The organism is Natronolimnobius baerhuensis (genome assembly GCF_002177135.1).
Taxonomy (GTDB): Archaea; Halobacteriota; Halobacteria; order Halobacteriales; family Natrialbaceae; genus Natronolimnobius; species Natronolimnobius baerhuensis.
Genome location: NZ_MWPH01000003.1, coordinates 391,059 through 405,079, shown reverse-complemented (window position 1 = coordinate 405,079; position 14,021 = coordinate 391,059). Strand labels below are relative to the sequence as shown.

At 60.6% G+C, this 14,021-nt stretch carries 12 protein-coding genes; 4 read left to right on the top strand and 8 right to left on the bottom strand.

Going from position 1 to position 14,021, the window contains the following annotated elements; all coding sequences use genetic code 11:
- Positions 1-9: 9 nt before the first annotated feature.
- The 4 genes from B2G88_RS14515 to B2G88_RS14500 all read right to left on the bottom strand — a co-directional run bounded on the left by B2G88_RS14515 (position 10) and on the right by B2G88_RS14500 (position 7,577).
- Positions 10-2,154, bottom strand: coding sequence for a CARDB domain-containing protein (locus B2G88_RS14515; RefSeq protein ID WP_087715376.1), 2,145 nt, complete (start codon positions 2,152-2,154; stop codon positions 10-12).
- 66 nt (positions 2,155-2,220) lie between these two features.
- Complete coding sequence (locus B2G88_RS14510; protein WP_176393255.1) at positions 2,221-3,798, bottom strand: tryptophan 7-halogenase; 1,578 nt, start codon at positions 3,796-3,798, stop codon at positions 2,221-2,223.
- Between the two features lie 165 nt (positions 3,799-3,963).
- The gene (ileS, locus tag B2G88_RS14505; RefSeq protein ID WP_087715161.1) at positions 3,964-7,236 is read right to left on the bottom strand and encodes an isoleucine--tRNA ligase; all 3,273 of its coding nucleotides are present in this window, start codon (positions 7,234-7,236) and stop codon (positions 3,964-3,966) included.
- A gap of 95 nt (positions 7,237-7,331) precedes the next feature.
- Positions 7,332-7,577: a hypothetical protein gene (locus tag B2G88_RS14500; RefSeq protein WP_054863994.1), complete on the bottom strand. Its 246-nt coding sequence runs from the start codon at positions 7,575-7,577 to the stop codon at positions 7,332-7,334.
- A 105-nt stretch (positions 7,578-7,682) separates the two neighbouring features.
- On the opposite strand from B2G88_RS14500, the gene B2G88_RS14495 reads away from it, so the two are divergent.
- The 3 genes from B2G88_RS14495 to B2G88_RS14485 all read left to right on the top strand — a co-directional run bounded on the left by B2G88_RS14495 (position 7,683) and on the right by B2G88_RS14485 (position 9,416).
- Positions 7,683-8,366, top strand: a complete 684-nt coding sequence (locus B2G88_RS14495) for a uracil-DNA glycosylase (protein WP_054863993.1) — start codon at positions 7,683-7,685, stop codon at positions 8,364-8,366.
- A 334-nt stretch (positions 8,367-8,700) separates the two neighbouring features.
- The gene (locus B2G88_RS14490; RefSeq protein WP_054863992.1) at positions 8,701-9,120 is read left to right on the top strand and encodes an HIT family protein; all 420 of its coding nucleotides are present in this window, start codon (positions 8,701-8,703) and stop codon (positions 9,118-9,120) included.
- 59 nt (positions 9,121-9,179) lie between these two features.
- Positions 9,180-9,416 (top strand): hypothetical protein, encoded by a 237-nt coding sequence (locus B2G88_RS14485; protein ID WP_054863991.1) that lies wholly within the window; start codon positions 9,180-9,182, stop codon positions 9,414-9,416.
- Here B2G88_RS14485 and B2G88_RS14480 read toward each other — a convergent pair whose 3' ends face one another.
- The 3 genes from B2G88_RS14480 to B2G88_RS14470 form a co-directional block, all read right to left on the bottom strand.
- Positions 9,417-10,424, bottom strand: a complete 1,008-nt coding sequence (locus tag B2G88_RS14480; RefSeq protein ID WP_087715160.1) for an A24 family peptidase C-terminal domain-containing protein — start codon at positions 10,422-10,424, stop codon at positions 9,417-9,419.
- Positions 10,425-10,550: 126 nt separating this feature from the next.
- On the bottom strand, positions 10,551-10,940 hold the full coding sequence (fer, locus tag B2G88_RS14475) for a ferredoxin Fer (protein WP_054863990.1): 390 nt from the start codon (positions 10,938-10,940) through the stop codon (positions 10,551-10,553).
- Between the two features lie 322 nt (positions 10,941-11,262).
- Complete coding sequence (locus tag B2G88_RS14470; RefSeq protein WP_054863989.1) at positions 11,263-12,501, bottom strand: inorganic phosphate transporter; 1,239 nt, start codon at positions 12,499-12,501, stop codon at positions 11,263-11,265.
- Between the two features lie 255 nt (positions 12,502-12,756).
- Between B2G88_RS14470 and B2G88_RS14465 the strand changes: the two genes are divergently transcribed.
- Positions 12,757-13,578 carry a hypothetical protein gene (locus B2G88_RS14465; RefSeq protein WP_176393254.1) on the top strand — a complete coding sequence of 274 codons (822 nt, stop codon included), beginning with the start codon at positions 12,757-12,759 and terminating at the stop codon, positions 13,576-13,578.
- 10 nt (positions 13,579-13,588) lie between these two features.
- On the opposite strand, the gene B2G88_RS14460 is transcribed toward B2G88_RS14465, so the two are convergent.
- Positions 13,589-14,017 carry a universal stress protein gene (locus tag B2G88_RS14460; RefSeq protein ID WP_054864141.1) on the bottom strand — a complete coding sequence of 143 codons (429 nt, stop codon included), beginning with the start codon at positions 14,015-14,017 and terminating at the stop codon, positions 13,589-13,591.
- Between the last annotated feature and the right edge of the window lie 4 nt (positions 14,018-14,021).

Sequence of the window (14,021 nt, the reverse complement as noted above, 5' to 3'; positions counted from 1 at the left end):
CGCGACCAGTCAGACGCTGTGGCGGCGGAGACGAAGTAGCAACACGCCACCCACAAGCGCGGCCGCAACGAGCACTGCAGGCCCGGTAAAGCCGGGCACGCTCTCGAGTTCTGCGGGCGCGTTGTGCCCGACGGTCACCATCGCGGATTTCTCGCCGGCTGCGACTTCGTACTGGCCGTCCTCGTCGAACATGAATTCGTGTTCAACAGTCGTGACGCCGCCGGCAGGGACCGAAACGGGCTGTTTGTCGGTCGCAGACGCGGTTCGGAACGGAACCAGCGTCGCCCCGGGCCGGTCATCCGTCGCCTCGACCGTCGCCGTTGCCGTCACCGACTCGCCGGCCTCGAGCGGCTCGGACTCGAGGGAGAGATCGGTTACAGCCACGCTCGAGGGTGCACGGACGACAACTGGGACCTGTTCGTCGCCGACGCGAAGCGTGTACTCACCGGGCGTCGGCGGTGTCCACGACAGCGTTTCAGTCGCCGTTTCGCCGGCAGCAAGCCGGTCGTGTTCGTATGCGACAGTCTTGCCGTCGGCCTGTAGGGCCACATCGTATGTGCCCGCAGCGTCGCCGTCGTTTGCGACAGCGACTGGAATCGTCAGTGGCTCATCGGCCGGGACAGCCAGTACCGCCGGTTCTCCCGCTGACTCGCTCGAGTGAGACTCGAGGAAGGGCCACTCGTAGTCGCCGGCTGTGATCGACGTCGTCTCCGGCTCGAGGCCGACCGTCATATCGGTACTCGAGTGCCCGAACGCCGCCTCGTGAGCGGCCGTATCCCACATGTCGGGCGTTTCAGCTGTCTTGGTGTAGCGCTCGGCTGTGGCTCGGACGTCCTCGCCGCCGACCGCCTCGAGTGACTCGAGGAACGTTGCACCCGTTACTGGCCCGTCGGCTGCGTTGAGTCGCTGAAAGACGGACTCTATCGAGCGGTCGCCATCAGTTGCCGTCCGTATCTGGCGGTCGAGGTCGCCATAGACGAGGCGACCCTTGACGTAATCCGTTCGGTCGTCGGTCCACGTCGTCTGATCGGCGAGTACGCCATCCGCATAGGGCGAGCGCTCGCCGCCAGCGAGGAACCGACTGAACGCATCAAACTCGAGTAGCCCCGTCTCGAGGCCGAGTCGGGCGGCTTCGTACTCGGCCTGGCCTTCGATGAGCCAGGCCGTTTCGGCTGTCGTTCCGTCGGCCGAGTTCGCGTACTCCTGTCTGGTATGGACGTACTCGTGAAACCAGACGGATCCCGGTTCAGACAGCGATGCGTCGGCACTAACCCAGGCGTCAGCCTGTCCGTACTGCACTCCCTCGGGGCCAAAGTCAGCGTCTGCCGGGACTGCGACCATGAACGTTTCGTCGTTTCGGGCACCAATCTCGAGGGTTTCGCTGCCTCCAGTAAGTGCCTCGAGGACGTCGGCTGGGTCCTCGTCTAGTGTCGCCGCCTCGGGAACTGCGAGTCGGATCGTCTCCCCAGCGGTACTGCGTTCGTGTTCGGTGACCGGCCCGAAGAAGGCGATATCGCCGCCGGTTGCGCCGGGTCCATCGACGACGGCGGACTTCTCGAGACCGACTGGTTCAGTTCGTTGGAACGAGAGTCCGAGGTGCGGTACCTGCACAACGCCCCACTCACCGGTCTCGAGGAACGCGTATCCGGTTTCGTCGCCGGCTGAATCTGCGCCAACGTCGTGTGCGTGAGTGTGAGCTGGGGCGTGATGGCCACCGTCAGCGCTTCGATTCGCCGATAGTGTCGTCCGAATGGTCGGCGATTCGCTCGTCTCTGTCCAGCGATAGCGCCCGTCGTCGGTTTCCTCAAAGCCGTCCGCACCCTCGACGGTTGCCCCTGACTCGAGGTCGATCTCGAGTTTGGTCACGCTCTCCGGAATCGCAAACTGGAACTCGGCTTCGAACTCACCAGGCTGGTCGGGAAGTTGGCGGAGTTCGGTTCGATACTCGAGGGTATCGCTGATGCTCGAGTCGGGCCAGGCCGCATGTGTTGCTGCCGGTGTCTGGACAGCGGGCTGCATCGACGCTCCCCGGTCGGTCTCGAGGGTACTCGAGGGGTGAGACGGCCCACTGGCTGTCGCGACCGCGATACCGACTGGAAGCGAGCCAACGAGCAGTCCAATGACGACAACGAGACCGACGAGTCGAGCGTCCACAAACTGGCGCTCGAAACAGACAGTCAAGTCTCTTGTGGTCTCTCGACCTGTCGCTGTCGGACAGCCCTACGTTTTGAACCCTGGATGGAATACCCCGTAGACCTCGTCGTAGCTCAGACAGTCATCGAGTCGGTCGAAGACGCTGTCGGTGTACTCCTCGATACGCTCGAGGACGGCCGGGTCGGGTTCGTGCTCGAGATTCTCGTAAAACGGCGACTCGACGCCCAGCCCGTGCAAGACGAGGTAGTACAGGTAGTAGTTGTTCAGGTCGGTTCGCGTCCGCGTGAGGCCGGCCCGCGTTTCGGGTGCACAAAAGCCCGACGCACGATAGGTCTCGACGTGTTGAATCGGCTCGGGATGGACCTCGCGGGCGTCCTCCCAGAACGGCGTCGTCCCCGAGTTGTACTTGTAGTAGAGGCTGACGAAGTCATAGACCTCCTCCCAGGTTGCATGGGTCGTCTCGTTGTACAGGTCACGGACGCCCTGATGGTTGACGCGGCCGTGCATCCCGAGGAACATCGCGAGGCGATCCGCCAGTCTTGCCGACGTCGTCAGTGCGGTCGACTGCAGCGGTTCGACGAACCCGACCGCGTTCCCGATTGCGACACAGTTGCCCTTCCAGGGCGTCTCGAGGACGCCCGAATCGAAGCGGTACTGGCGCACCTCGTCGGGGTCAATCGGTTCATCGCGCGTCTCGATGAACTCCGTGAGCGCGTCCTCGTCGGAGATATGGTCCGAGGAGTAGACGTAGCCAAGGTCCCGGAGTTCAATCGTGTCGATCTGCCAGAACCAGCCCGCATCGCCCGAGGTGACGACGGTCGCAGAGGTAACGTCCGACATGTCGATATCGGTCGTCGCGACGACCGCCGAATCAACCGGCAGATCGAACTCCTGCAGTGGATTGTCGAGTTCGCTCATCAAGAGTCGGCGAAAGCCCGAGGCGTCGACGTAGAGATCTGCCTCGTAAGTTGAGTCCTCGCTCTCGAGACGGTCGATCTGTCCATCCGCAATCTCGATTTCGGTGAGCCGGTCATCAATCAGTTCGATCCCGCGTTCCGCACAGATCGTCCGCAGGAACTGATTCAGACCGGTTGCATCGAAGTGATACGCGGCATCGGGAAGCCCCTTCTGAATGTTCGAGATGTTCTGCGGATCGATAACCATCGGGGACTTTCCGGGTGTCTCTGCGAGTTCGTTGTACAGCGTCGTGAACTCGTCTTCGTGATATCGGTAGTAAAACTCATCAAACACCGCTTCGTTTGTCTTCGTCAGCGTCTCCTGATGGACCGTCGGTTCGATTGCTGGCGAGAGGTCGGCCTGTTGGACCGTCGGAATCGGCTTCCCGAGCGGGCTATGAAACTCCTGCCCGCACCAATCCTCGAGATAGACCGTCGTCTTAAACGCCAACTTTACCTCCTCTAATAGCCGCGGCTGGCTGATCTCGAGTCGGTCATGTAAAAACGTGAGAACGTACCGAAGCGTACTCTTCCCCACCTGTGGCACCGGCTCACTGAAATCATCGACGATGAACACGTCAACGTCCTCGAGTCCTTTCTCGAGGGCGAGCGCGGCGAACAATCCGGCATCGCCTGCACCGACGATACCGATTGAATCAATCTCTTCCGAATCTTGATAATTATTCATGCAACCCCATGTGGTGGGATGGATTATCATAGCATAAGCCCATCGAATGTGGGCGTTGACTGACTAGTCAGTATTTGGATGGCTGAACAGAGAGAACGGACACTCGGAGAGATAAACGCAAATACAGAACGACGGTACCGCCTGATCGAAAATAGCCGGTCAGCGTTAGTCGGACGCTTCAGTCGCCGCCAGCGGCTCGAGTGCAATTTCCATCGTCACACCCTCAACCTCCCATTCCTTGCGGTTCCCATCAGCGACCTCGAGGTCTCCAAGTTCGTCAGCACGAACTTCCTCACGGATCAGGCCCTCACGGTCGCCAACGAGGTCGGCAACGCGGTCGTCGTCGATGGCGAGTTCGAGGGAAATCCGTTCTTCGACCTCGAGATCGAGATCCTTGCGCATCTCCTGAACGCGGCGGATGACCTCACGGGCGTAGCCCTCGCTTTCGATGTCTTCGGTGAGCGAGGCGTCGACGTAGGCGACACCGTGGTCGTCGCCGTCCACACCGAACGCGGTGCCGGCGATGTCGTCGGGCGTCTCCGTGACGAAGCTTACCATCGACTCCTCAATCGATTCGCCGTCCTCGAGTACGTCCGAGACGGCTTCCTCGAGTGCCTCGAGCGATGGCTCGTCGATCCGAGCCTCGTTGAGCGCGTTCATGACCTCCCCGGCGCGACCGCCGAAGGCGGGTCCAAGTTCGCTCATGTCGGCTTCGGCGCTGTAGGCGAGTTCCTCCCACCGATTCTCGGTGGAGACAAGTTCGATCTCGCGGGCGTTGAGCCGGTCGGCGAGCAAGTCGGCATGGCGTTCGACCGCAGCAGCGACGCGGTCGTCGTCCGCGGCGACGACGACGCGTGGGACCGGCCAGCGCAGTTTTCGACCGGCCTGCTGGCGGGCGTGTGCCCCAGCCTCCTCGATGGCGCGGAGGAAGGCAACATCCTCCTCGAGTTGGTCGTCCTGCCAGTACTCGTCGACCTCCGGCCAGTCTTCCATGTGGACGGTGCGGTAGCCGTCCTCGTCGGTGAGCGTGTCGTAGATCGTCTCCGAGATGAACGGCGCGTACGGCGCAAGCAGCGTGACCGTCTCGCGCAGGACGCGATAGATCGTCGCGTAGGCGGCCGCTTTCGAGTCGCTGTCGTCTTCGTCCCACATGCGCTCGCGGACCGCCTGCACGTAGAACCGGGAGACGTCCTCGACGACGAACTCGATGAGTGCGTCGATAGCCTTGTCCTGACGGCGGTCTTCGAAGTGCTCGGTCATCTCGGCCTTCGTGGACTGCAAGCGAGCGAGGACCCACTCGTCGACGAGTTCGAGGTTCTCGTCTACGTCCTCGAGAGTCGTTTCCTGTGGATCGAACCCGTCCAAGCGCATGTACGGTAGCGGGAACCGGAAGACGTTCCAGAGCGTCCGGAGGTGGTTCTCCATCGTCTGCATGCCGTCCCAGTCAAAACGCATGTCGTCGCCCTGCGGGTTGTTCGACAGCAAGAACAGCCGCATAGTGTCCCGGCCGTGGCGGTCGATGGCCTCGTGTGGGTCGATCAGAATGTCCTTGGACTTGCTCATCGCCCGGCCGTCGGGCATGAGCGCGTGGCCGTGCATCAGGACTTCCGTGTAGGGACTCTCGCCAAGTGCGGCCGTGCCCATCCCAAGCTGGGACCAGAACCAGCCACGGGTCTGGTCGTGGGCCTCGAGGATGAAGTCGGCGGGCCAAAGTTCGTCGAAGCGGCTGTCGTCTTCGGGGAAGTTGAGCGTGCCCCACGACGCCACGGAGGAATCGAGCCAGACGTCGAACACGTCAGGCACGCGCGTGTACGTTGTCCCGTCCTCGGTGATGGTGAGGTCGTCGACGGTGTCTTTGTGCAGATCGACGTCCTCGGGATCGATCTCCTGATCGACGCGTTCGGCGAGTTCCTCGCGGTCGCTGATGACGAGACGATCTTGATCGTCCTCGCGGTCCTCGGCCGTCCAGACGGGTAGCGGGATGCCCCAGTAGCGCTGTCGCGAGACGTTCCAGTCCGGCGCTTCTTTGACGAAATCGCGGAAGCGATTGTCGCGGGCCCAGTCGGGGTTCCACTGGCTGTCCTCGATGTTCTCGAGTAACTCGTCTTTGACGTCCGTGATCGTAATGAACCACTGGTCGGTGACGATCTGGATGATGCCCGTATCACAGCGCCAACAGTGCCCGTAGCTGTGGTTGACGGTGCCCGAGGCGAGAAGGACTCCGTTGGCCTCGAGATCCGCCATGATCTCGTCGTCTGCGTCCTTGACGAACTGGCCCTCGTATTTCCCTGCTTCGTCGGTGTAGACGCCGTCGCTGCCGACGGGACAGAAGATCGGGAACTCGAGTTCGCGCCCGCGCTCGAAGTCCTCCTCACCGTGGCCGGGTGCGGAGTGGACGAGCCCTGTGCCGTCTCCCTCGGTGTCGACGTAGTCGGCGGCGTAGACCTCGTGGGTGCCGTCGGCGTCGACGTGGTCTGGAACCTCCTCGACGAGCGGGTGCTCGTAGGACCAACCGATCAGGTCCTCGCCGGTGAGTTCTTCGACGACCTCGTAGTCGTCGTAGCGCCCCTCCCGAAGGACGTCCTCGTGTTTGGCCTCGGCGAGATAGAGGAGTTCCTCCTCACCGTCTTTTTCCGCGCGCACGCCAACGTAGTCGCCGTCCTCGTCGACGGCGACGAACGTGTTCGCGGGAATCGTCCACGGCGTCGTCGTCCAGATGACGATCTTGCCGTCGCTGCTCACGGGTCCGTCGTCCCCGTTCGCTTTGTCCGGGGCCTCACTCTGATCGGCCCCGCGGTCGGTCAGATCGAATTTGACGTAGACCGACGGATCGTCGACGTCTTCGTACTCGACTTCGTTGTTCGCAATCGCGGTTTCACACCGCGGACACTGCGAAATGGAGCGATGGCCCTTCTCGACGAGGCCGCGTTCGGCAGCCTTCGAAAAGCCCCACCAGGCGGCCTCCATGTATTCCGGCGTCAGCGTGCGGTACGGGTCGTCCCAGTCCATCCAGACACCGAAATCCTGGAAATCAGATTGGAGTCCCTCGAGTTGCTCGTTCGCGTAGTCTTTGCACTCCTGGATGAAGTTCTCCTCGCCAAACTCCTCGATGTCTTTCTTGTTCTCGAAGCCGAGGCGTTCCTCGACGCGAGTCTCAATCGGCAGGCCGTGCATGTCATAGCCCGGTCGATCCGTCACGTCGTAGCCCTGCATCCGCCAGAAGCGCAGGTAGACGTCTTTCAGCGTCTTGTTCCAGGTCGTTCCCATGTGGGCCGACCCCGACGTGTACGGTGGGCCATCGACGAAGAAGAACGACTCACCGTCGGATCGATGCTCCACCGTCCGCTCGTAGGCGTCGACGTCATCCCAGTACTCGAACACCCGCTGCTCGAGATCGTGGGGATCGTACTGATCGTCGACCTCACCAAACCGGCTCATACCTGCAGTGATTCGCTCCGAGAGTAAAGGAGAATCGGTCCTGTGCGAGGGCATTTCACCCAGCACCACAGGGACTGACTAAATCAACTGCGACCTCACCGCTGTCTCGAGACCATCGCTCGCGCGAGGACTTTCTTGTAAGCAATCCCGTAGATGCCTGCATAGAGCATGACGCCGCCGATTGCGGCGAGCCACAGCGCGGTGGCCATCTCGCCGGCTCCGAACTGTTGAACGCTGGCGAGTTCCGCGGCGAGTCCGCCAGCCGTGAGGACGACAGCGACGACGAGGTAGACGACTACCTGCGCTGCTTCAACGAGCAGTTCCGGACTGAGTGACGACATTATCGCCACAGAGCGCCCCAGGCAAGGTAAACTTGTCCCTCCCCGAGGGACAGATCGCCAGTGAGAGCCGGGCAGCATATACTGCTCGACACCTGACCCTCGAGCGTGTCCCCTCCATCATCGTCGGCCGACGCCGACGACAGTGCAACGCCCGCGTTTCCCGACTCTCGCCACGTCTTCGAGTCCGACTGCACGCGCTGTCCCGCCCTCACAGACACTCGCGAGTGCATCTCGTGGGGGACTGGCTCGCTCGAGGCAAGTGTCTTCGTCATCGGCGAAGCACCCGGCGCTGGAAACCCCGACGCAGAGCACTGGCAGGGCGGCAACTGGACCGGCAAAGCCTACACCTCGAGACACTCCGGGCGGCGAATCCGCCGGATGGTCGCCGACGTTGGCTATGGCGAGGGCGCCTACTATACAAATGCGGTCAAGTGCTTCCCAGCAGACCCAGAAGAGCCATCGAGCAACCGTGAGCCGACTCCTGAGGAACGCGCGAATTGCCGAACACATCTGCTCACCGAACTCGAGGCAGTCGATCCGAACGTCATCCTTGCGACCGGAAAACACGCGACGAAGACGGTGTTGGCTGCAGAAGGGGAGACACTCGAGGGATTCGTCGACAGCGTGCTCGAGCCGATCCGCTGTCCCGGGTTGGAAACGTGGCTAGTGCCGATTTTTCACCCGTCGTATCAGGATGTCTGGATCGGGCGGCTGGGGTACGAGCCGGACGAGTACCTCGCAGAAATCGGCGATACAATCGACGAGTTGTGTGCGCTCGAGGACGAGTAAGTCTGTCACTCGAGGGTGATCGTGCGGTATGAAACGGAATGACTGGAGCGATGGCGGAAAGGTGGTGGGTGTGGTGTGGTGGTGTGTCACTGCGTGAGGTGGTCCGCCACCGCGACACGGTCGCCTTTGCAGGCACTCGAGGAGAGTGGGAGAGGGTATAAGAAATTCAACGACTGTCCAGCGTTATTACCGAGAGTTTAGCAGAATTAGTCACGACAACTGGGCAAAAACGGGTTCGAATGGCTGAAAGTCAGTTCTCGTTGCATCCTCGAGACTGGGCACCAGCGCCGACCTGCGAGTAAGCTTCTTACGTCGAGGCGACACACACTCGCGTATGAGTACGATCTTTACCCAGATTGTCGAGGGAGAGATTCCAGCGCGCGTCGTGTACGAAGACGAGACAACGCTTGCGTTTCTGGATGCAAACCCGCTCGCGCCGGGACATACGCTTGTCATCCCGAAAGACGAGTACGAACGGCTAAACGACGTGCCCGACGACGTCTCGAGCGATCTCTACGATACCATCCACCGGCTCGTACCTGCCGTCGAAGAAAGTGTCGACGCCGACGCGACGACAGTTGCGTTTAATAACGGCGAAGAAGCCGGCCAGGAAGTGCCCCACGTTCACTGCCATATCGTTCCTCGGTTCGAGGGCGACGGCGGCGGCCCAATCCACGCCGTTGCGGGCGAGCCACCCGAACTTTCGGATGACGAACTCGACGACATCGCCGCCGATATCGACTCGCAGGTCTGATCGCCATCCCAGCGCCCCGTCGCCGTGACCGTTTTTACGATTCAGCGTGAGTCTCGAGTATGCCTTCCGCCAGCATCGTCGCCCAGTTTCGCGCCCATCCAGTCGCGACCACACTCGAGGTCGGCAGCGTCATTGTCTGCGTGTTTCTGTTCGTCGCGACATTTTTGCTGCTCGCGAGTGGTCCGCCGGTCGGCGCGGGAATGCCGTGGCTGGTGATCATCGGAGTCGGAGCCGTGTTCGTCGTCTTCTGGACGGCGCTGGTACCGCTCTACGAGCGAGTCGTCGGCTTCGACTGATTATAGCAGCGCGCCGATCAGCACGTCGCCGTACACGAGCGCGATAAGCAGCCCAACAAAGACGGGGACGAGAAACGGCGTTCCAGGCGAAATCCAGACCGTCTCCTTCTCGACGGCTGCCTCGAGTCCTTCGCGTAGCTCCGTCGGCGTCGTCCCGTAAGCCGAGCCCTCGATATCGTTGAGGAAGGCCTCGGCACCCCACGGATCGTCGGACGTCGCGTCAGCGTCTCCCGCTCTCTCGAGTGTCTCGGCGTCGACAGTGCCGCCGTCTTCGACCGCCACGTCGGCTGCCACAGCGCCGTCTGTCGGCGGGTTTGGCTCGTCAGGGAGCGTCTCGGGATTGCGGTAGTAATCGGGATTGTCGCGAACGGCAGCCAGCGAGAGGCCACGCCAGCGCAGATACATCCGCAAGGCGTCGAGATCGAGGCCGCCTCGAGCGCCACCGGATGGCGTGCCGAGCAGTCGGCCGTGACGGGTGGGAAGTTGGTCCCAACTGATCGGCCAACCGATGAACATAACTGGCGCGATGCGACCGGCAACGGCGTTGCGGACGGCGAGTGCGAGCGGAATCGTGACCGCGACGAGGACGGCGTTCGTCAGAATCGTAAACGAGAGCGCGCCGACCGGCGTCGCCGTCAGTGGGAATGTCCACGAGCCGACGACGTACGTCGGAAAGGTCGGGAACAACAGCGCGAGGACGAGCAACGCCTTCGCGTCCGCGCCGCCGAAGCCGCCGATCCACCAGAACAGATACGCAATCGGGACGACGAACCCGAGACTCACTGCCGCCGGAATCACGAACTCGTGTGTCCAGGCGACTCCCCCGGCGGTCCAGGCGAGCCAGCCCTCCCACCCGAGCAAGAGCGCGCCTAACAGCGCGAGCGGAATCCAGACGTCACTCGAGATGCGTCTGGTCTTGATATCCCGAATGGCAGCCCAGGTGAACACGGGGATGGCAACGAGTCGCAGGAGGTCCGGTCCCGTCGCCGAGACGACAGCGAGTGTCACAGTGGCCACTCTCGAGCGAGAGGGTGTTATCCTTTCGGCTCGCGTGGACTGACGAGCCATCGGCTACGTGGTGCTCGAGCGGCGAAAAATCCCCGAAATGGGGTAATTGGTTGAACTGCAGCGCGTTTAGATGACGCGGTTCTGCAGGTAGTCGAGGTGCTTTGCGTTGTAGACGATTTTGACCTCGTCGGTCTCAGCGGAGCCGATGCAGGTCAGGCGGACATTTTTCTCCTCGACTTCTTCGTCGGAGAGAATCTGCTGCATGTCCATCTGGATTTCGCCCTCGACGACGATTGCAGCACAGTTTGCACACGCGCCAGCACGGCACGAGAAGGGCCAGTCGTAGCCCTGTGCCTCAGCGGCCTCGAGGATGTACTCGCCCTCGTTGACATCGAGGGTCCCGTAGTCTTCGTCGTCGAGACCGGCGTCGGCGGCCTCCGAGAAGACGTCGTCGTCATAAATGTCCCAGCCGTTGTCGTCCACTACTTCGTAATTGAGGTATTCTACCGTGGGCATCACTCGGTGATTCACGTCCCGCACTGGTATAGCTTGCTGTTCAGCCCTAAATTGTCTTTACCGGTGAATCGACGGCTCAGAAGAAAAGGATGTCGACAATCGTCAGAAAATGCCGCCATAACGGAGAAAATAGTCGACAATTGTCTGCCAATTGTGTGAAGATACGGGGCAGTTTCAATTCCACCGAATGTGACAGTCTAACGACCCGCAGACTGCCGAAGGCGGACAGTGCTTCGTTCGACAGCACGCACCAACTGTGTGCCCATGCAGCGTGATCTCAGCTGCAATCTGGGATCGTCTCAACTCGAGAAACGATTCTCGATTACAGGCCGAAAATGGGGATGAATCGGAACGTGATGAACGCGCCAACGGTCGAGATGAGCGGGACGACGTTTTGCATAAGGATGACGCGGGCAGTCGTCGACGGATTGAACAGGTCCGATGCTTTGGGGATGTCTTCGGGTTCTTCCTCGCCGATTTCCGGCGATGGCTCGCCTTCCTCGTCGGCAGTAAGTGCGCCGACAGAGACTCGAGTCTCCTCACCTTTCCGAACGTCTGAAATCGTGGTTGTCCGGGTTGCACGACCCCAACCGAGGCCGATAATGCTCATCGTTGCGATGACGACGAAACTCGCTGGGATACCGATCCACGAGAGGCCGATGACAATTCCTGAGGCGATGACAGCGACGACGATTGCGGCCGTCAGCGGCAGGTTCGTGATGTCGTTCCCGAGCGTATCGAGGGTTCTGCGCGCAATCGTGAAACAGCCAATTGTGACGGCAATCGATCCGATGACGATCAGGAACATCATGTCGGGTTCGACACCGGCAATCTCACCGACGTCACTGCCAAGCCCGAGCACCTCGAGAACGTCGATATCGGCACCGTAGATGGGGGCGATTGCGTTGGCGATGTTGCTTGTCCCCGAGGAAAAGGCCATCAGACAGCCGATACCGACGACGACAAACGCGCCTGTGATCTCACGGCGGGTTGCACCCTCGCCGAACTGGAGTCGCGGTGCAAGCCCGGAGCGATCCACGGAGATCATCTGTCTGCCCTCACTGGTGCCTTCGATAGCGACCCACTCGTTGATTTGTGGGTAGTAGTAGCGGCCGACGACACCGGCGACCCAGAAGCCGACGATTGGGGCGACGATCCACCAGACGACGATCTGCCCGAGGACGTCCCAGGCAAGTTCGCCCGTTGCGAGTCCAAGTGCAGCGATTGCGCCGACAGCGGTCATCGAGGTCGAGGCTGGAACACCAGCGTAGTTACCGATAAACAGCGCGCCACCGATAAAGAAGAGCACGGCGACGTTCGCTTGAAGCGTAAAGATGTCAGTGGTATGAACGAGGTCTTCACCGAGTGTCGTAACGACATTCGGCCCGATTGTCGCCGCCCCCAGAAAGAAGAAAACCGACATCAGTGCGGCGGCCATCAGTTTCGTGATGACGTTCGCGCCGACGGCCGGCCCAAACGCTGGACCCGTCGTCGCACCGCCGATGTTGTACCCGACGAACGCAGCAACGAGAAGACCGACGAGAAGGAGTACTTCACTCACACTGTGAACTCACGTGGGCTGATCCTAAAAAGAACACTATTCGACCCATCTGCTGTTGGCAGATCGGTACGTCGCTATGGAAACCATTTCAACAACGCCGACCATACAACAAGATACTATGTATGCGATATGGATGGACAGTCGACGACACGGACACTGCCGGCACTTGCAGACGCAGACCGAGCAGTGCCACTGGACTCGAGTCATCAATAGTGCTGTAGGCACTAGCCAGTCACTGTCGGGTGAGCGAAACCAATGTTGAATCCGGTCCGTGTCGATGCGGCAGTTGATATCGCGTATGGGGCGCTGATTGCGCTCTCAATCGTTCTAATCGTCGTGCTCGACACCACAAACGCTGGACTCGCGTTCGGGATTGGGGTCTTTATTTCGTACGTGATCCACGTCGTCTGGAAGATGGCACGATTCGATCCGAACTGGATGACAGAGGCTGTCGAGGAGACAGTCGAGGAGACAGTCGGTGAGACTGTCGAAAAGCAAGTCGATGACGTCCAGGCGCAGATGGAAGAGACGGTCGAAACTGCCGTCGGTGAAACCGTCGAGAAATCTGTTGGCGAGGCAGTCGATAAAACCGTTGAGGAAACGGTCAGTGAAACGGTGAGTGAAACCGTCGAAGAATCCGTCGGCGAGGCAGTCGATAAGTCCGTCGAGGAAACAGTCAGTGAAACCGTCGAAGAATCCGTTGGCGAGGCAGTCGATAAAACCGTCGAGGAAACAGTCAGTGAAACTGTCGAGGAAACGGTGAGTGAAACCGTCGAAGAATCCGTTGGCGAGGCAGTCGATAAAACCGTCGAGGAAACGGTCAGTGAAACTGTCGAAGAAACGGTGAGTGAAACCGTCGAAGAATCCGTCGGCGAGGCAGTCGATAAAACCGTCGAGGAAACGGTCAGTGAAACTGTCGAAGAAACGGTGAGTGAAACCGTCGAAGAGACCGTTGGAAAACAGGTCGGAGAAGTTCAGGCGCAGTTCGAAGCCGTCGACGAACACCAGCATCCGCGCGAAGACAAAGACGAAGACGACGAAGACAAAGAATCCGGTGAGAAGGAAGCGGACTCGTAACGGCCTGTCTTTATCTGACAATCGTTACTGGAACTGGTGCCCGTTTTGACACCGTCTCTGCGACGTTGCCAACGAGAAACCGATGTGTCGCACGGCTCCAGTCTTCGCCGTGGCTCCCAAGGATGACTGCATCGTAGTCAGCAGCACGGTCGATAATGTTCCGCGCCGGATGTCCGATACCGACGACCGTCTCGAGGTCTCGGTCCCGTTCCTCGGCACACTTGTGCGCACGGTCGAACACTGCTTGTGCATGGTCTGTTGCAGCCGCATCAAGATCATCCTCGAGCGTGAGACCGACTGCATCACCCATCATCATCGAGGGGACGCCGACGACGTTCAAGACGGTGATTTCGGCGTCTGGGTAGTTCTCGAGGGCGTACTCGAGGGCGTGTTCGGCGTGGTCGGAGTCGTCCATTGGGACGAGAATATTCGAGAGCATAGGC